Below are 18,086 nucleotides of genomic sequence, written 5' to 3'. Positions count from 1 at the left end.
GCAGACGACTCCTATTCGGTAACGATGGCACCGATGGGTCCGGTTACGTTTGACGCTGTTCCCGAGCGCATATTCACCCGACTGACTCATTTGGCCGGGATGGCCTTCGCACTGGGTCGTGGGAACGACGTGACCGCAATGCACGCCCCCGACTACTATCACGCGCTCTGGAATCAGTTCACGCCCCGTCTTGAGGGTGTCTCGCTCGACTGGACAGGGCTCTACCCCTCGTGGGAGACGAGCAAAGAGAAACTCTACGAGTTAGACAGTGATGTCCATCTCACTGATCCAGCGAGCGTGTTCTCGCTCGAAAACTGGATGGACGATATCGAGGAGATCAGCGAAAACGTTGGCCTGTGATTCGGGAACAACTACAGCGAGCGGCACGCAGAGCCACCCGCAGGGGTGGATGACTATCAGTACTATGGACTGTGGGAAATGTTCGAAAAGGTCGCGGCAGTCTTCCGAGAAGAAGCACGATACGAAGCACTTGCAGAGATTCGTGCAGGAATTCTCGACTCGATCGAGAGTTACCTCCCGCCAGACAGGGAACGGCCGACAGTGGTGATGATCACTGCGGCTGATCTCGAACGAGATGTCGATGCGTACATGCTGAATATACCGGGGGTCCTGACGGCACACACGCGTCCGCTTGGTCCACAGGACGCGTTCGATTGCACGATAGAGCTGGGGCTGTAGTCGACTTCGAAGCCCCGCTCGAAGCTGATCCGGACGTGATACTGTTCCTCGGTGGTATCCACCCCAATTCGAACATGCAGGATATTCGTGAGACGCTCGGAGCAGCTCCGGTTGCATCCGAGATCACCGCGGTTCAGAACGACCGTGTCCATCCATTGAGGGCGCGATATCAGGGACCGATCCTGAACCTCTTCCAGTTGGAGATGAGCACAAAACAACTCTATCCGGAGCAGTTCGGTGAGTGGCCAACGTACGTCAAGGGACCGTATCCCGAGATTCCCGAATCCGAGCGGATGTTCGATCGACAGCGGGTTGCGGAGGTTATCAACGGAGACATCTAACAATGGAACGAACTGAAAATATCCTGCCAACAGCGGGTTCAGAGCGGCACGAATGATTGAAACGACGCTTGTTGACCTCCGCGAACAGATTGAGGCACTTTCGAACGAAGATGGAGCGTTCTATCTCATCTGTGGACGTACTGGATCGCAGCCCGTTCCGACCACAGGGCTTCGATTCGAAAGCCGACCGACTGCGCGCGCAGCAGCGTGGACGACCAAACAGTATCGAACTGCTCTCCGTCGATACGACCCACGGCTCCCCTCTCACGACATTATCGTGTGTCAAGAAGCAATAGAGACTGAACCAACTGAACAACTAACTGTTGACGCCAGTGAATAGACAGTGCGCCAGCGCCGGGAGACACTGTACACGATGGAGAACGGTGACATCACGAGAAGTGTCAGTAAGTCCGACTCGATCAATTACTGACCTGATTCTACTTTGTGCTCCGTAGTCGATTCCGGTGTTCGGACCAGAGCGTCTCGTACACTGTGAGTCCTACGAGTAAGGCGGTAAGCAGTGCCAGTGCCGCGAGCGCTGGTATCTGGAGGGCTACTGGTATCAGTACAACAGCCACGATACCAACGCCGAGTCGGAGATAACTGACTGTTCGATGGTCGCGGAATCGGAACGCGGTGTGACCAAGCAAGTACAGGCCACATCCACCACAAAATGCAATGGCTGGAATCAGCGCAAGCGGCTCGCCAACGTGAGCAATGGTTTGTTCAATCCCCACCGCGACAAAGATGATGCTCCCAACGATCAGTAGATGAATGTAGCTGTACGAGTCTCTGGCCATGACGGCCCGAGCAGTGCCAATCTCCTTGCTGAGGCGGTTCTCGGCAGCAAGAACAATGTAATCGAAATAGAGCCACCACAACGCGATCACGAGAATAATACCGAGCAGCGCAGCTCCGATAACTGTCAGAGTCAGTGGAATTCCCCCTGCCCCGATACCAATCGCGATGAGCGACTCGCCGAGAGCGATGATCATGATGAGGCGGTGGCGCTCAACGAAGTGTTCGACGTGAACGTGAAAGCCCTCAACCCCACGGATAAACACGATGCCGTAATCGATGACAATAGCGAGGATCCACAGGATAGCCTGAACTGATCCATCGAAGAACCCAGCAAGGACGAGGAGTGCAGGTCCACCGAGGAATCCCGGTGCAATGCGACGGACCGCGGTTTGTGTTTCTGCCGGTGCGACGACGATGTAGAGAACGATGTGTAGGAATCTGACGATGAAGTACGCGATGCCGAACAGTACTGCATCATCACCGAAGGCGTCGGGAACGGCAAGTGCGACGATGAGCATTGCTGCCATCGCAGCCAGCACCACGAGCCGAGCGGACATTACCTCCTCTGCGTTGACAACACCTGTCAACCACGAGTAACAAACCCACGCCCACCACAACACGCCCAACAATGCGGCGCTCTGTGCGAGTCCAGTCCACGTGAGATGATGGATGAGAAAGCCCGTCACCTGCGTGAACGCAAACACGAACACGAGATCGAAAAACAGTTCGAGTGGAGTTACGGATTGTTCTCGATCGTCTACACTTGACGATGTATTTACTGGTGGATCGGTTGTACTCATTTACAATACTGGCAAAAACGGTCGAATCTGTATTAAACCTCTAGCGGTAACTGCTACTCTCCCGTTCGCGCACCGGAGTCGGTTGATCAAGGTCGTACTAATCAATGAATATATGACACTTTTGAAGAGGCAGATCTGTGAGGTACTCTTCCAGTGGGTTCGTAGCTAGTATCAATCGCATTGGGTTCGCAGTGCTTGAATACGCTCAATACGCTCAGCTGTCGGTGGATGCGTAGCGAACGCACGCCGTAGTAGAGATCGGATAGGAAGCAGTCCCTGCGGAGTCGAGAAAGGTGGTTCGATGATAGCGAAAGCAGCAATCTCTATACGTCTGAGATCGGACGACGGACGGTCAGCAAGCGCCATATCAATGCGCTCAAGGGCAACTGCAAGCGCAGCTGGATTACCAGTGATGGCGACGGCTCCTCGATCAGCGGTGAACTCACGTGTTCGTGAGAATGATGCCGTCAGCAAGTGTGCGAATATCCAGACCGGAAAAACGAAGAAGAGACCAAGTGCCACGAGGTGATCGGCGTAACTCGCACGACTCGGTTCACCGTGTTTTACACCGGTGGTCGGTCCGAACAGCAGTTCGAGGACTCGCTGAGCAGCACCGAACGGAAGAGCTGCGACGGTCATCACAGCAACATCGCGGTTTTTGATATGGGCGAGTTCGTGAGCAAAAACAGCCTCAAGCTCCTCATCAGGAAGTGAATTCAGAAGGGCTTCACTCACGATAACTTGAGCACTGCTCGGACGAACCCCAGTTGTCATTGATAATGGCGTCTGTGTCTGAGCGACAAAGAGAGTAGGCATCGGTACGTCGGCTTGCTGGGCGAGCGACTGGACGAGCGCACGTGTCTGGGGATATTCATCTTTCATGGGTCGAGCATTAACAGTCGCAATAGCGTGCTCTGTTGCGTTTCGCTCACTCCAGAGCACCACCCCAATGACGCCGCTAGTTGCGATACCAACGCTTATGACAATAACGGGTGCCCTGAGTAGCTGGGACGGATTTGGGACGAGTAAAAGCAGCGAGAGTCCCGCAAGACAGACGATGAACCCAGTAGCTATCGCTGCCGCGAGACCAGACACACTTATCAGAAAGAGCAACACGACCATTTTCACGTGCAAGTATCGGACAAACGCCCAATTCATCAAATTACAATATCAGCCCAAATTTAAAAATTATCGGATGGGAGATGATGGCGTATCGTCGAATAGACAGCGAACACCAGTTCGAAATCCGCTCACAGTGGGTAACCTATCCACGTCTACTTGTGTTATGAGGTTCAGTACTGTTCATGGTTGTCGTTACGCTTGGACAACGTCTTCGATCTGATTCCCTTCATCTGCATCTTCAACAGCGTGTGGATACAAGTATCGAAGTGTACCGAAGTACAGATGCGCCATATCTAATATTCACAGGAGGACGGACAAATCCCGATGTTCAAAGAGCGGAGTGTAAGCGATGCGAGACTATGCCACTGAACGTGGGATCCCCCCGAAAAAGATACGCTTGGACGACAACGCGCAAGACACAAAAGGAAACGGATACTTCACCCGCCGAATCGTCGATTCTATTGATGGTACTGTTGAAGATATCTATCTCGTTAGTTCGTGTGTTCACGCAAACCGAGCAAAGTACATATTCAGACAGTGTTTTGGCGACGAGCACAGAATCGACACGTCTCACTGTATCGAGACAGACGATTCTGCGAATTCTGCTGAAAAAATTGCACGTCTTCGACAGAGTGACCGAGAGTTCTTCGAACAGATCACACCCGGCGATGTTGACGCAGTTCAGCGACGACTCGCAGAGAGTCACGACTACTACAGCTGGTTGTCAGAATAGCCAACTGAGACAGATTGACGCTGATTGAGTAGACCTCTCAAATATCGGTTCGTTAATATTTAATTCGATCCTGTCGATGAATTGGCGTCACGATAGCGGAGTACCGCCAGCTCCTTTTGTTTTGCTTCGATCATTACGTCGGCATCCGTTCCGTAGGTACGGATTGGTCCTGTGATGTAGTCGCTGTGGCTTTGGGGTCGGATCGAGGAATCAGCCCTGTGCAGGCGTCGAGATTCGCTGTAGTGGATGATTGGTGTCGTCTCCCACGTTTTAGTCGCGCGTCTGAGCGCTTCGCAGCGCGTCAGTCGCCGGCTCGTGAACTGATGATGGAGATCATCGTATGTGATCGGGATTCCAATACGATCATACACCGCGTCGATCAGCTCTGGAACACTCCAGAGTGATTCAGTGTCGTCGTTCTCGACTGTCAATCGTTTCTGCACTGCTGGTGAGAGTTGCTCGAAATGTTTACAAAAACGCCTGCCGGTTGCTTCTTTGTCGCCGTAGTGCGCGCCGATGTGGATGTCGATCGCGTTGTACGGTGTCTGTGAGAGTCCCATCACATCGAATATCGTACCGTGATTCTCTAAATCCGTCACCGACCGCTCGACGACAGATTCATCGGGACTTGCTAGTTTCACAAAGTGGCTCGGATGGAATGTGAGACGGATATCGTGCTTGCACGCGAACCTCCCGACTTCTGCGAGGTGATGTTTGATTATCTCAGTATTTGGCAAATCGTCGAGTTCGTACTGATCAAACCACGGGATGAGATCGGAGGTAATCCGATAGTAGTAGATATCATGATTGTGGTTCCACACAATGATGCGCTTGAGATCACGACAGTTTTGTTCTGTGAGCTTTCCGGCGTAGTCGAGTCCACGCTCTTCGAACGTAGCTTTCTGCATCCCTCGATTCGTTCGAATACCTTCTTTCCGGAGGGTGACGTTCTCGACCGCATAGCCGTAGCGCGTCATAGTGGTAGTGAACTGTCAGGTGTTGACTTCGGTTTGTTCTCGATTAGATGTTTTTTCGGAGCTCCATCTGCCTTTGCTGGCGTTTTCACAGTGACGTGTTCGTGTGAATTTCGGCTGCCTGTCTCCTCGCTCAAATTCTTCGAGTGCGTCGAACCGATTGATGAGACCGTCGTGGTTATCGTACCATCGCTCATGTGATCGTGCTACGTGCTCACAGATCGTGCTTGAACTGGGAATCAGTCCACTGGCTAGAATCAATGTTTCTGATTCCATGTCTCTTATTCGATCTGCTCGTACTCAGTATTGTCGTACACTACCATTCGAATCGACTGTATTTGTAAGCACTACTCAATCATCACTAGCTAATACAAAATAGTCATATCATTATCATCAATCTCATTTATTGTGAAGTACCGTCTTGACAGCTCACGCGCGTAGAACCCACGAACACGACGAACACACTGGCGTCGTGTCCTATGATGGACCTTTGAGAGAAGAGGATGTTTGACTACTGGACTGCGTTGACGAGGTCCTTGATCTCTTGAGCGCGGCTGTCATCGGTGACGAACTGTGAGAACACCCACGAGAGTTGGGTGACGATGGCATCGTGACCGTTCTCGGTGAGTGCGTATTCGTTGGTTCGCTTATCGAGTTCGCTTTTCTCGACGAGTCCCATTTCGACGAGATCGTCGAGGTTGGGGTAGAGTCGACCGTGGTTGACCTCCGAGTCGTAGTACGCCTCGAGTTCGCGCTTGATCGCCAGTCCGTAGCGCGCCTCTTCGGAGAGGATAGTGAGGATTCGAAGTTGGAATGCGGTCAGTTCGGGAACAACGCTCGGTTCATCGAGGTCTGCTACTGTCGTCGACATACTACCGACTGATGACAGTGACTTATGTAATACTACTCAACCATCATATGAGCATTTGTTCCATCTCGCCGAGTACGCCTTGGGTACTGCTTGTACTAGCCGTGAGCGAATCGGTGAAGATATGAATTCGATTTCTGGTGGTACGTCCCCAATGGGTTTTTACACATAGATATTATATTTGGAATCAATGGGTGTCGAATCTCAGACAGAGAACCAAGCAACTGGAGAGCTTGCATCGTTACAAAACACGCTCGATAGTGAACAGGTCACGTTCTCAGATACGCTCGCTGATGAGATTGAAGCCGCGGTTGACGAGACCAGTTCCCTCCATCGGTACGACTATGTGGTTGGAGTGGTCTCCAATTACTTTATCAAGGAAAATCACGTTCACTTCGACATCGTTCATCGGAATACGCCCCTCCACTGTGTAATCTTCGAACAGCGACGGTCGTCTGTCACGACTGATCTCGAAGAAGGAATGAAGGTCGCGATCACTGGCGACGTCGGGTTCCATGCGCCAAAGAACTACTGCTCGATTGAAGCCACAAACGTCGTCGTTATCGAAGAAAACCGCCCTCAACGGTTTTACGAGAAGATTCCGATGTTCGTGTTGATCGTCCTTGTTGGATTGTTCTTGATACTGTTGCTGTTCGGCGGTTATCTCGTGCTGAGTTGAGTTCGGCGGATACACAGCAACCGGCGAAAGGATGAGCTCTATCATACATGAGCGCGACACGAATCCCACGTCCGTTGCTTTGTGAACCGATTCAGCACATCAAATAGTCATACTTCACTGATATTGTGTACTGTACTTGATAACGTACACGAATGATCATTCGATTATCGATTGTGATCGAACCACCAGGCAACGAAATCAATAGCTTTAAGCCATAGTGACGGGAGAAATGCGTCTATGGCAGATCTTATTGTCAAAGCTGGAGTTAGAGATTCAACCGACGCCAACGTCTCAGCTGACTTTTATGACGCTCTCGATGAGGAAGTCCACAACCTCATCGAAGATGCGGCTCGACGTGCCTCTGACAATAACCGCAAAACTGTCCAGGCACGCGACCTCTAAAGCAGCACTGAAACCATCGGCATAAACCACGTCCGTCGGTACAGGACGGATCAATGTTAGTAGTGTAGCAACCGTGTACAGCGACGTTGAGAACCGAGAACAGAACCACTCTGTTCGCATAGACATTTATCAATACATTGTCTGGACAGAGTAGATTTTGAGTACTTCATTGTGCTCGTCGTATCGTAACTCGACAACGACAGTCAAATATAGACCGTCCGTCTCTCGATGGGAAAGTGACAACGACATATCTGTTCTTCTCATTTATGTTTAATAATACTGCCATTAAATACGACAAGATTTATTACAATGTTATCCATCTTGACAGTGGGAATGGCAAACCATAACAGACGAAAATTCCTCCAATTGACGGGTGTAGCTCTTGGAACTGGTCTCGTGGGTACAAACATCGCAACAGGAACTCCAAATGAGAATACACGGTTCCTCATCGATCTGCGAGAGGTATCACGCACCGACGTGCCGAGTGATATCGAAATCATTCACGATATCTCCCAAATCGATCTGCTAGCGGCTCGTGGCGATGCAAGTTCGGTCGGCGACGCAGCAGCGACCACACCGGATCTGACGGTGTATCAAGACGATGCAGGCCCAGTGGTCGAACGCAGCGGACCGTCAGTCGATGAAGGTGATCGAAATCACAACCACGATGGTCCACCAAAAAATAGCGAGTATCAGTGGGACAAACGCATCCAAAATGTTGGCGATCTAACTGATAAGCCTGGTGGTGGCACTTTTATTCACGATACGACGAAAGGGGCAGGATCCCGTGTAGCGGTTGTTGATACCGGCGTTTATGACGCTCATCCCGACCTCGCTGATGTTGTCAATGATGAGCTTTCAGAGAATTTCACCACGGATCAGTACGATTGGCGGCCGAATGGGGCTGGTGATCATGGTACGCACGTCGCTGGAACGATCGCTGCAACGAATAGTAACAATGGTCCCGATGGTGGAGTTCTTGGCACTGCACCCGAAACCGAGATTGTCGCGCATCGTGTGTTCTCCGGGGTCGAAGAAGAGGGGGCTACGACTGGAGACACGGTCGCAGCGCTCGCTGCAGCGGCAGATAAAGGGTGTGATGTTGCGAACTTCAGCGTTGGGTACATAAACTACGACATCGAGAAACATCCCGAACTACTAGAAATCAAAGAGGTTTATCGCCGGCTGACTGAGTACGTCCGCGCGAAAGGTATGGTCTTTGTGAACTCCGCAGGAAACGACTCAGTCAACATGAGCAAAGAAAATATGCTGAGTCTCCCAACTGAAGTCAAGGGCATTTTCGGCGTTTCCGCAACAGGTCCAATCGGCTGTGGTTGGGGCGGCAAGCACAGCGACAATGAAGAGAAGTGGCTCACAGGAAATCGACTGGAGGAGCCAACGACTGAGCCTGCGTTCTATACGAACTACGGGAATGCGGTTGATGTCAGCGCTGCTGGCGGGAACGCTGACCTCGAAGCACTCAACGGTGGTGTTGAAGGAGCAGAGCGAGACCTTGTCTACTCGACCATCTACAAGACTGACGCGAGTGGAAATACAGTTGCGGGCTATGGCTGGAAAGCGGGCACCTCGATGGCTGCTCCGCAAGTCACTGGAGCAGTTGCACTTATCCGCTCGCTTCGACCTACTGCCAGTGTCGAGGAGATCGAAATGCTCATCAGAGAGACAGCAAGCAGTGCGCCCGGTGGTGAAACCTATCATGGGGCAGGACATCTAGATCTCAAACGTCTCATCAAACGCGCCCGAAAGTAATCGCAAACCCACTACGCGAAATTGCAGTACCCATCGTACGATTGGATGGGTTTGTCACAACATCTATCATCTCAATCTACTTTTTCTCCGCTGACGGCGGTCAGGGTGTCAGTGGTCTCGTGTTCTATCCTCTGTGTCCGTCGTCGAGTGAGCAGTATCCTTGGTCCGTGGGTAACCCCCATCCAATCGCTTTCTGGTTCTGAATTATAAAAGACACTATGGCGGTGAGCATTCTCCTGTTGATTGGCTCATTACGTTGAGCGACAGTTAGTAAACATCGGTTATATACATCAGAAGAAATCATATCTATGATAATACCTATCGAATGCAGAAATAGTGTAGATAGTGGATTTTGTAGCGATATACCAATAGAATGTGATTCAAGCACCAATACTAGATTAATATGAGAACTTCAGGCTTCAATAATAAAACAGCAATATAAACTGATGCGATACAGTCAGACGAGTAAACATAATGTGAATATGATATAGATGGATTTCTTTTGGAATGTCCAACGGTGACATTGAATTTCTAGCGATAAAATGTAGAATTGACAAATTAAATATAGTCGGGAATGCCGATCCATTTCAGTTGGTAGAGACACGTGCAGTCCAATAGTTTGTAAAACAACTACAGCCCGCTGCCTTCCTCTCAGTCAACGGGTCCGAATTGAGGACTCCTCGGGAACTACACGACAGTTTGTGGACAGACATAAGTGACTGCCGGATTGAACATACTAGTATGGAGAAAGTATGTACCTGTGACGACTGCAGACAGAAATATCCTGTATCGCAGGTTCAGACTCGCGGTGATCGAACGGTCTGTCGATCGTGTATGGGGATTGAAGAGCGGGCCTTCGAATAACCGACCAGCGCTCACCACCGGCGATCCTTAGTTGTTGTAGCAACTATCTACCAAACTGCCATCGTATACCAACATGTACTGTTCATCAAAAATCATCGCTGATTCATCTCTGTTGTTTGTGTCAGAATCATTCTTGCTCCTGTAATATCACAGATCACCATGGGGATCACAAAGTACCGTAGATTAATCATGAATAGATCAATATACATATAGATTTCAAAAATACCACGATATTAGTCAGGAAGGAGTAACCAACAGACGAAGGCCAATGATGCGACCAGTCGTTTATACGCCCTATAACGCTCTAATCAACCGCTTCTCATATGTCTTCGAGTATATTTAGATGATGTATTAGACATATGTGATAACCATCCATCATTAGCAAATATAAACTCCACCTCAAATTCAGCAATTCATGTATGGATATGTACAAAAATAGTGCACATGAAATGGCTCAAATAGTTGCGCGCGTAGCGTACGACGCAATGACATTAAATAAATGTATTCACACTCCGATTTTGATTTATCGTTGTTGGAGATCGATACTAACGACCAACGTTTATCATCGTTGCTGATGGAGCCAAGAGACTTCCGAATACGCGAAGTTGCTGGATAAGTATGCCTCGGGATGATACGAGCCACCGATGTGACCGAGCCGTGTTGATTAAACCGTGACAATTGTACAAATGTCATGACTCTCGATGACAGATTCGGTAGCGCAAATGTACGTTCCTGTAGTGCTCCATTCTGTGAAATACTTATGATCTGATCGTGTATTAGAATACAACCGTCGTGTGGTTACAAATGAGATAGGTAGCAATCCGAAACTATCACAGTAGATGGCTGATATGCAAAATAGATTAACAAAAAATGATAAATTTATTTGTTGTAGATGAGTATTATATTATTAGTCGATACCACGCACTGTTGACTCCACCGAGATGATCCTCGTGGCTCACGCTGGATCAGGATTTATGAGTTCGAGATCGATCTACAGCAATTAAAAGATCAAGAACCGAGTGTCCTCAAGGCATTATCGAAGAACGAGTGAACGCTGCACTCGTCGTTACTGGTTTCTCATTTTCACGCTAGAGTCAACTACGACGTACAGCCAGTACTTCGTATCAATCACTAAATCTAACCATCTCTCTGTTCTCAAATGATATGCGGTAGATTATGGTACGCACAATGAAGGATTGCCAATCTGAACTACATCATAATCATCGATGATATACACCCGATCATAAGATTCAACTCAATTTCGAGAAGACTTATTCAACAGCGATAAAGTACGTACTTCAACTGCCCCATCGAGCGGTCGATAGTCTACAAATGAGTCACGTTCTGTTATCATTTTCTAGTGGCGAATTAGTACCTCTATGTGAGCAAAAATCCATAGCTGTATCGGACATCTTTAATAGTTCGTCGTTCGAGATTCTGGAACTTCTGAAGATGATTATCTGCTCTGTGGACGACTGTTTCCCAATGCTTTTAACTAATTAGTTAGTAAGTCCGATAATCGATGAACACGGAGACAGCAGACGAAATAATAGCAGCCACCTATCGTGCACTCTGCGAGCACGGGTATGCTGATTTGACGATGCAGTGTATAGCGGACGAGTCATCAATGACGACAGCTGCTATTCATTATCATTTCGATACGAAAAAGGAGCTCTTGAACGCATTTCTTCAGCACATAATCGATCAATTCGAACAACAGTTGCCCCACGATGCAAGCGATCCGCGCGAGCGCCTTGCTTCATTCTTAACTACGATTTTCACTCCTGCCAGCACCCGTGAGGACGACTTTCCGATTGCTCTCATGGAACTGAAGGCACAAGCTCCCTATCAGGAGATCTACCGAGAGCGTCTCCACGATATGGACGAGAAGATGCAAGCTATCGTTACAAGTGCAGTTCGTGATGGTATCGACGCAGGATATTTCGACGATACTGATCCAGAAATGGTCGCACGCTTTGTTGTCACTTCAATCAATGGTGGACACGTTCGTGAGGTTGCCCTCGCCGAAGATCCAAACGAAACCCGGCAGATGATCGAAACGTATCTTGAACTGCAACTCGGCTGGACACCAGAGGTGGTTGCGTGAGCTTTTTTAAAGGTCAAGAGGAACTCGAACTCACCGACGGCGATATTGTCAAGCCACTAATCTTCCTCTCGTTGCCCATCGTTATTACAAATTTACTCCAAACTGCCTACAATCTTGCTGATACGTTCTGGCTCGGACAGTACTCGACAGAAGCGCTGGCGGCCATCTCATTTGCTTTTCCGATGGTATTTCTCCTCATTTCGCTGGGAATGGGACTCTCCGTCGCTGGTAGTGTTCTCGTTGCTCAACACACTGGTGCTGGTGAGACTGATCAGGCAGAGTACGCCGCCTCACAGACGGTTACGTTCGCGTTCCTTGGATCGGCACTCCTCGGGATTATCGGCTTCCCGTTTGTGAGACCGTTCCTCGCCTTTCTTGGAGCGTCACCAGCAGTGCTCCCCGGAGCGACAGCTTACATGCAGGTCGTCGCGCTCGGATTACCATTCATGTTCGGATTCTTCGTGTTCATCTCGTTGATGCGTGGGGCCGGTGATACGATCACACCAATGCTCGTCATGCTCGGGACGGTCGTACTCAACGTGATCCTTGATCCGTTCCTCATCAACGGCTGGACGATCGGTCCGATTGCGTTCCCCGAGTACGGTATCCAAGGGGCAGCCATTGCGACCGTCTTTTCTCGAAGTCTCGCGATGGTCGTCGGGCTCGTTATCATGGAATCTGGGGCCCGTGGGATTCAGATTCACCTTTCGGATATGAAACCCGACTTTCAGTATCTGCGCAAAATTCTACAGATTGGCGTACCAGCGAGCATCGAAGGCTCCGGTCGCGCACTCTCGATCAATGCTCTCTTGATCGTTGTTGGGTTATTCTCGACATCGGTTGTCGCAGCCTTTGGAATTGGAACACGCGTTTTCTCGGTTATCTTCTTGCCAGCGATTGCCGTTGCGCGTGGGGTCGAAACGATGACTGGACAGAATATCGGTGCCGGAAAGTACGATCGGGCAGAACAGGCGAATTACATCGCTGCGAAGGGGTTGTTCGTTATTCTTGCACTCGCTGGTGTCTTCATCTACCTCTTCCCATCGCCGATTGTAAGCGTGTTTACCAATGATCCAGCAGTCCTTAGAGAAGGAACGACATTCCTACGATTCGTCTCCCTCTCTTTCGGATTCATCGGAATCATGCGCGCGTTCACCGGTGGATTCCGTGGTGCGGGGGAAACGATGGTCGCTGCCACGATCTCGATTTTCACACTCGCTGGTATCCGTCTCCCAATCGCGTGGGTTGCGTCACAGAATATCCTTCCAACAGATGTTTGGTTTCTCGGTCAGTCTACTCCGAAAGGAATCTGGGCTGCATTCTTTGTTTCAAATATCGTCGGTGCAGTAGTCGCTTGGCTGTGGTTCCAGCGCGGGACGTGGCGCAAAGGCGATCTTACTGAATCGAACGTCGACGGCACCGGCATGGACGCCGTTTCAACGAACGACTGAAGATCGACACGAAGCAACGAAGAATATTTGTGACATTTAACATCTCCTGTTCATAGTATCTGTACGTCTTTTAACAGGCTCAAGCACGAACGTCACTTAGATAAGTCGATCTGTTTGGTAGAATCTGAATATTCATCAATAGTCTCAACGGTGATTCGGTCGGCGCTGATCTTCTCGATGATAGCTCCCTTCCCACCAACGGTGTAGGTCTCCTCACCAGTGTCAAGAATAATTGATGCTTTTCCGGATAGTTGACCGATCGTCGCAGGCCCGTTGTCGGAAGAAGAGCCAGTATAATCAACTCCGATAATTTCTCCCGAAAGATCGCGTTCGCGTCCAGTACGGCTGTTGTATCCTTCAACTCGAGCTGTGATTGTTGCCTCGTCTAATAAGAATGGCTCGACAAAACGGATGCACTCACGTATTTCAACGAACGTAAATGGAGGTGTTTCACTCCGATCGGTGTAGATTGGATCGTGTACTTCCCAGAGACAGGTCAGGAAAAACCAATGAAACACGTATGCTGTGACTCGGTCATCAATGAGCACTCCGTACTCGCGTGGGGAATGTACGTGTGGTGCATAACATACCCGCGTTCGATCGGTCAGGAGGAAGAATGCACTCGGAAGCTCACGATGGCGTGCTTCTGTACAAACTCCTTGGAGATTAGTTGGCTCAACTGGGAGGATCTCATCACGATGTGCGTAGAGAGAAATCTGAACGTAGACGCCGCGTTCGTGAGCTTGCTGAAGAAGTGGCCGTAGATCGTAAAATTGATCGGGTGTAACTGCAAGTTGAATGTGCCATTCGGCGGATTCGATGTCTGAGCGGGCGCGATCGAAGACGCTCTGAAATTGCTGTACAAGTGTTATGTCGTACTCGGCGGGATTTGGTTCGTGCCATCGGGCTTGGATCTCTTCGACGGCATTTTCGAACTGGTTGATTTGCGCTTGTAGACCAGTGAGGGCTTCGGCTGGGTCATTCGCCCTCGCGTACAAGCGGTCCTGCTCGTAGGTCACGACATATCCTCGATCTTCGAGATCGCGTACGACATCATAGATGCGTGGTTTAGGAACACCGCTCGCGTCGGCGAGGTCGCTGGCTGAGATTGCGCCAAGTTCGAGCAACGCTACGTAAGCATCGGCCTGATACGGCGAAAAACCTGCACGTTTTAAGACGACAACGAGTTCGTCTGTGTCCATAAAATAGAGTTAAATCGAGGAGAAATAAGTGCAATCTTCTTCGTTCTAACTATCACGTCTCCTTCCCGTGTCGTTTACACTCATTATTCAAGATGTTACGATTGGAGGTAGCTACAGGGTTCGTCCTTAGTACGAACCGTACGGGAGCCAATCTGTTGTTACTGTCTGTAGGTCAGTAAACAATAAGCCGATTGATGATGTCAGCGTAGTTTTCGCTGAGTGAGATGGTTGTCTTTTCTCCATGACGAGCACGCTCGATGAGATCATCTGATTCAAGACGATTGAGGTGATGTCTAATTGTGGATGTGTCATATGTGAGTCTGTCTGCGATCGCTGATGTGGTGGTTTGTATGTTAGTAGATTCACATATGGCGTTGAGAATGGTAGCTTTTGTTTCGTGCTCTTCGACGGCTATCACTGTCTGTACGTCGGCAGTTAGTGTGTCGTCGATTATTGGATCATACTGGCGACTTCCCTGTTGAGTTTCGTAAGTAAGAGCCTCCGCTTGCACGAGTACACGTGCGTGATGGTCGATGGCCATTCGTGAGTACTCTGTCTCTTGAGCAACAGCTGTGAGTGTCTGACCAGATGTGACGGTAAGTGTCTCGTATATTGTCCGGAAAATGTCGTTTTCGAGGAGTCTCTGGGTCTCTCCAGAGTCTGATACGCTCGCTGAAAAAGGAATGGTCGGTGCGCTAAATCTGCGACTATTTCAGCTGCACAACTGGTGGGAATCATCCAATATTCCCTGACCGTCCAGCTCAGCCATTGATGATAGTAGCATTCACACCTTTCTACCACTTAGAAGATGGGACAAATGGTCATGTGATGGATAATGAGTATTAAGTGCGATACTATCATCAACGAATAGTATGTCGACGACAGTGGCAGACACTGATGAACTGGGTATCGCACCCGAACTATCCGCATTCCAACAGCGTATTCTCGCCATTCTCGCAGAGGAGGCACGCTACGGACTGGCGATCAAGCGCGAACTCGAGGCGTACTACGACTCGGAGATCAACCACGGTCGACTCTACCCCAACCTCGACGATCTCGTCGAAATGGGCCTCGTCGAGAAAAGCGAACTCGATAAGCGAACCAACGAATACGCACTCACCGAGAACGGTCACGACGCAATTGCAAAACAGTTGTCATGGGTGTTTTCGCGTTTTGTCACAGACGATAGTCGCGCTCAAGAGATCAAGGACCTCGTCAACGCAGTCCAGTAGTCAAACATCCTCTTCTCTCAAAGGTCCACAGCACGAACCGTGTCGTGTTGTCTTCAAATCCGTCTGAGCCATTGAGATACCTTTGTGCAGTGTATGGGTGCTGCTTCGAAGATCAAAGGAATCGAAGAGATCGGGATGTAGGTACGGACGCTCATTGTGTCCGTCCATCTCGCTGTCGACAGCTCTTTGGGGAGATCGAAAGATCCCTCAATTTCAAACAGCAGGATACAGCTCAATGATGAGCTTGGATCGAACTACAGGGCATGAGTGCCTTACCGTGGAATACTGTTACTTTCTGGGCTAGTGACCTGTGGCTTCTAAGCCAACCACACCAGCAATAATAAGTCCAATAAATCCGAAACGAACGATACTAGAGGTTTCGTCGAAAAGAACAACACCGAGGACAGCGGTAGCAGCTGCCCCAATCCCCGTCCAAACTGCGTACGCTGTTCCAATCGGAAGCGATTGTACTGCTTTCGCTAGCAATACCACACTGATCGCCATTGACACGATGGTAGCAACACTAGGAATTAGCTTTGTGAATCCCTCTGAGTATTCGAGGCCTATTGCCCAGCCAGTTTCAAAGAACGCAGCAACAATGAGATATACCCATGCTGAGACCATCTAGAGAATGAGTAAGTCTTCGCATATAGTGGTTGCTGAATGTGCCATAAATGATGAAAGGCATGGTTCTTCGGTATAATCCATGGAGAATTTTGAACATAATTATTAACCACTATATTACATCGTAATAATGGAATAAGAGTGGAAATAGATAGTACACGGATGAGGTCATTTGCTACAACTCACTCATTGATCGATCTCTCAGATCACCACACTTTGTGATCGTCGCATTCATTGTCGAACTGATCAGGTGGGTAGTCAGTTATAATCCAAATGTGCTAATCAAACAGCGTACTCAATATCCCCGATGGATCATCGAAAATCGAAATAGTTGCTTGTAATATCCTCTCCACCATCTCAGTCATTCTTTGTGTTCGTCGACAGAGATGGTATCTTGTCGGCATCAGACTGAGGCAAGCGTAAATATCACAGTGGATGACTGAGCTAAGCAAAATATCTTGATATTTCACAGCTGTTGTTCTACGACAACGCTCGTACTAAACCATGTCGGCGTGTTATTATCGAAAACGTTCGTTGAGTTGGTCATCACCGGTATTATCTACAATAACCTAGACACATTGATTTCGAGATGGACGAACGAGAAAATCGTCAGACGATTCGGTGAACTGCATATAAGACGTCGAAAATATGTTAATAATTATTGCGTTGACGGTGTATCTCAACATGTGGTTGTAGAAGAGAGACGCTCGCTCATCAATACTACCAACCTAGCAAAAGTACTTTCTCAATTGTTGGTAAAGGACTACTTCATCTCGTGACTGTTGAGCAGTGCTGTATAACCTGGTTCGTATTCTGGTTCATTCATTACTGTTCGAGAGTCTACTCTGACTGACCGGTGTACCGTTGGAGTCCATCCGTAGACTTAATTCCCTCACGACAGAACAACCACTTCGGTTCCTTTCCTAATTATGCAAAAAGACCCGGCCGATACCACCAATTTACTCAATTACTCCCTGCAATCACATACGTTTCAAACCAGCAGGTGTCCGTTCGGGAGATCGCAGACGACGTAAACCATGAGGATGGCAGCCCTGACCCGAATGTCGAAGCACTGTTTACGATCGCATTGTCGTGATAAATGAGCTGAAAGTGGTACACAGAGACGTAAGTGAACGATCGTTCTGGTGATAGGAATCTGCCATGAGTTTCATGATGAAGTATAAATACATATTCGTTTATACCGAGATCAGGTTGTTACACTTGTACAGTAGTAACTGTTTGAACATTTTCGTATTGGTATTGCCATATACAGTTATATAGAGTGCGATAGAGAGATGAAACATTAAATGGATCAAGAGTATAATATACAAGGTGTGGTACTGATAGAAGGATTCTCCCTCATTGCAACCAGAGTAGGCAGCGTAGATTCACCTCAACACAAGAAAACTACCTCGGC

General features: G+C 49.0%; 15 protein-coding genes and 1 pseudogene. 9 read left to right on the top strand and 7 right to left on the bottom strand.

Going from position 1 to position 18,086, the window contains the following annotated elements; translation table 11 throughout:
• Positions 1-33 precede the first annotated feature (33 nt).
• Both MW898_RS06980 and MW898_RS06975 read left to right on the top strand, forming a co-directional pair.
• Positions 34-1,040: pseudogene (locus MW898_RS06980) on the top strand (ABC transporter substrate-binding protein).
• A gap of 52 nt (positions 1,041-1,092) precedes the next feature.
• Positions 1,093-1,380 carry a DUF7552 domain-containing protein gene (locus MW898_RS06975; RefSeq protein WP_248905734.1) on the top strand — a complete coding sequence of 96 codons (288 nt, stop codon included), beginning with the start codon at positions 1,093-1,095 and terminating at the stop codon, positions 1,378-1,380.
• Positions 1,381-1,477: 97 nt separating this feature from the next.
• Here the strand turns inward: MW898_RS06975 and MW898_RS06970 are convergent, their stop codons facing one another.
• Together MW898_RS06970 and MW898_RS06965 are read right to left on the bottom strand one after the other, a co-directional pair.
• Positions 1,478-2,641 (bottom strand): low temperature requirement protein A, encoded by a 1,164-nt coding sequence (locus MW898_RS06970; protein ID WP_248905733.1) that lies wholly within the window; start codon positions 2,639-2,641, stop codon positions 1,478-1,480.
• Between the two features lie 171 nt (positions 2,642-2,812).
• Positions 2,813-3,799: a M48 family metallopeptidase gene (locus MW898_RS06965; protein ID WP_248905732.1), complete on the bottom strand. Its 987-nt coding sequence runs from the start codon at positions 3,797-3,799 to the stop codon at positions 2,813-2,815.
• A 313-nt stretch (positions 3,800-4,112) separates the two neighbouring features.
• Between MW898_RS06965 and MW898_RS06960 the strand changes: the two genes are divergently transcribed.
• Complete coding sequence (locus MW898_RS06960; protein ID WP_248905731.1) at positions 4,113-4,496, top strand: YdcF family protein; 384 nt, start codon at positions 4,113-4,115, stop codon at positions 4,494-4,496.
• A 59-nt stretch (positions 4,497-4,555) separates the two neighbouring features.
• Here MW898_RS06960 and uvsE read toward each other — a convergent pair whose 3' ends face one another.
• Both uvsE and MW898_RS06950 read right to left on the bottom strand, forming a co-directional pair.
• Positions 4,556-5,473, bottom strand: a complete 918-nt coding sequence (gene uvsE / locus MW898_RS06955; RefSeq protein WP_248905730.1) for a UV DNA damage repair endonuclease UvsE — start codon at positions 5,471-5,473, stop codon at positions 4,556-4,558.
• 508 nt (positions 5,474-5,981) lie between these two features.
• Complete coding sequence (locus MW898_RS06950) at positions 5,982-6,341, bottom strand: PadR family transcriptional regulator (protein WP_248905728.1); 360 nt, start codon at positions 6,339-6,341, stop codon at positions 5,982-5,984.
• 187 nt (positions 6,342-6,528) lie between these two features.
• On the opposite strand from MW898_RS06950, the gene MW898_RS06945 reads away from it, so the two are divergent.
• The 5 genes from MW898_RS06945 (at position 6,529) to MW898_RS06925 (ending at position 13,611) form a co-directional block, all read left to right on the top strand.
• Positions 6,529-7,017: an exodeoxyribonuclease VII large subunit gene (locus MW898_RS06945; protein ID WP_248905726.1), complete on the top strand. Its 489-nt coding sequence runs from the start codon at positions 6,529-6,531 to the stop codon at positions 7,015-7,017.
• A 237-nt stretch (positions 7,018-7,254) separates the two neighbouring features.
• Positions 7,255-7,419 (top strand): DUF1931 domain-containing protein, encoded by a 165-nt coding sequence (locus MW898_RS06940; protein ID WP_248905723.1) that lies wholly within the window; start codon positions 7,255-7,257, stop codon positions 7,417-7,419.
• 333 nt (positions 7,420-7,752) lie between these two features.
• Positions 7,753-9,189, top strand: coding sequence for a S8 family peptidase (locus MW898_RS06935; protein ID WP_248905720.1), 1,437 nt, complete (start codon positions 7,753-7,755; stop codon positions 9,187-9,189).
• A gap of 2,386 nt (positions 9,190-11,575) precedes the next feature.
• Positions 11,576-12,160: a TetR/AcrR family transcriptional regulator gene (locus MW898_RS06930; protein ID WP_248905718.1), complete on the top strand. Its 585-nt coding sequence runs from the start codon at positions 11,576-11,578 to the stop codon at positions 12,158-12,160.
• The gene (locus MW898_RS06925; protein ID WP_248905716.1) at positions 12,157-13,611 is read left to right on the top strand and encodes an MATE family efflux transporter; all 1,455 of its coding nucleotides are present in this window, start codon (positions 12,157-12,159) and stop codon (positions 13,609-13,611) included. Before MW898_RS06930 ends, MW898_RS06925 begins: the two co-directional genes overlap by 4 nt.
• Before the next feature lie 92 nt (positions 13,612-13,703).
• Here the strand turns inward: MW898_RS06925 and MW898_RS06920 are convergent, their stop codons facing one another.
• Positions 13,704-14,813 (bottom strand): TrmB family transcriptional regulator, encoded by a 1,110-nt coding sequence (locus MW898_RS06920; RefSeq protein WP_248905714.1) that lies wholly within the window; start codon positions 14,811-14,813, stop codon positions 13,704-13,706.
• A gap of 172 nt (positions 14,814-14,985) precedes the next feature.
• Entirely contained in the window at positions 14,986-15,354 is a 369-nt protein-coding gene (locus MW898_RS06915) for a winged helix-turn-helix domain-containing protein (RefSeq protein WP_248905712.1), read from the bottom strand.
• A 331-nt stretch (positions 15,355-15,685) separates the two neighbouring features.
• On the opposite strand from MW898_RS06915, the gene MW898_RS06910 reads away from it, so the two are divergent.
• Positions 15,686-16,045, top strand: coding sequence for a PadR family transcriptional regulator (locus tag MW898_RS06910; RefSeq protein WP_248905710.1), 360 nt, complete (start codon positions 15,686-15,688; stop codon positions 16,043-16,045).
• 300 nt (positions 16,046-16,345) lie between these two features.
• Here the strand turns inward: MW898_RS06910 and MW898_RS06905 are convergent, their stop codons facing one another.
• Positions 16,346-16,669, bottom strand: a complete 324-nt coding sequence (locus MW898_RS06905) for a DMT family transporter (RefSeq protein ID WP_248905708.1) — start codon at positions 16,667-16,669, stop codon at positions 16,346-16,348.
• Positions 16,670-18,086 lie beyond the last annotated feature (1,417 nt).

This window comes from Halocatena marina, assembly GCF_023276375.1.
Taxonomy (GTDB): Archaea; Halobacteriota; Halobacteria; order Halobacteriales; family Haloarculaceae; genus Halocatena; species Halocatena marina.
The sequence above is the reverse complement of the archived record's forward strand: the minus strand, read 5'-3'. Positions and strand labels throughout refer to the sequence as shown.

Bases quoted from the DNA above. Each gene is read 5' to 3' on its own strand.
- MW898_RS06915 (WP_248905712.1), bottom strand. From the start codon at position 15,354: ATGGCCATCGACCATCACGCACGTGTACTCGTGCAAGCGGAGGCTCTT.
- MW898_RS06945 (WP_248905726.1), top strand. From the start codon at position 6,529: ATGGGTGTCGAATCTCAGACAGAGAACCAAGCAACTGGAGAGCTTGCA.
- MW898_RS06935 (WP_248905720.1), top strand. From the start codon at position 7,753: ATGGCAAACCATAACAGACGAAAATTCCTCCAATTGACGGGTGTAGCT.
- MW898_RS06940 (WP_248905723.1), top strand. From the start codon at position 7,255: ATGGCAGATCTTATTGTCAAAGCTGGAGTTAGAGATTCAACCGACGCC.
- MW898_RS06965 (WP_248905732.1), bottom strand. From the start codon at position 3,799: ATGAATTGGGCGTTTGTCCGATACTTGCACGTGAAAATGGTCGTGTTG.
- MW898_RS06960 (WP_248905731.1), top strand. From the start codon at position 4,113: ATGCGAGACTATGCCACTGAACGTGGGATCCCCCCGAAAAAGATACGC.
- MW898_RS06970 (WP_248905733.1), bottom strand. From the start codon at position 2,641: ATGAGTACAACCGATCCACCAGTAAATACATCGTCAAGTGTAGACGAT.
- MW898_RS06930 (WP_248905718.1), top strand. From the start codon at position 11,576: ATGAACACGGAGACAGCAGACGAAATAATAGCAGCCACCTATCGTGCA.
- MW898_RS06905 (WP_248905708.1), bottom strand. From the start codon at position 16,669: ATGGTCTCAGCATGGGTATATCTCATTGTTGCTGCGTTCTTTGAAACT.
- MW898_RS06975 (WP_248905734.1), top strand. From the start codon at position 1,093: ATGATTGAAACGACGCTTGTTGACCTCCGCGAACAGATTGAGGCACTT.
- MW898_RS06910 (WP_248905710.1), top strand. From the start codon at position 15,686: ATGTCGACGACAGTGGCAGACACTGATGAACTGGGTATCGCACCCGAA.
- MW898_RS06920 (WP_248905714.1), bottom strand. From the start codon at position 14,813: ATGGACACAGACGAACTCGTTGTCGTCTTAAAACGTGCAGGTTTTTCG.
- uvsE (WP_248905730.1), bottom strand. From the start codon at position 5,473: ATGACGCGCTACGGCTATGCGGTCGAGAACGTCACCCTCCGGAAAGAA.
- MW898_RS06950 (WP_248905728.1), bottom strand. From the start codon at position 6,341: ATGTCGACGACAGTAGCAGACCTCGATGAACCGAGCGTTGTTCCCGAA.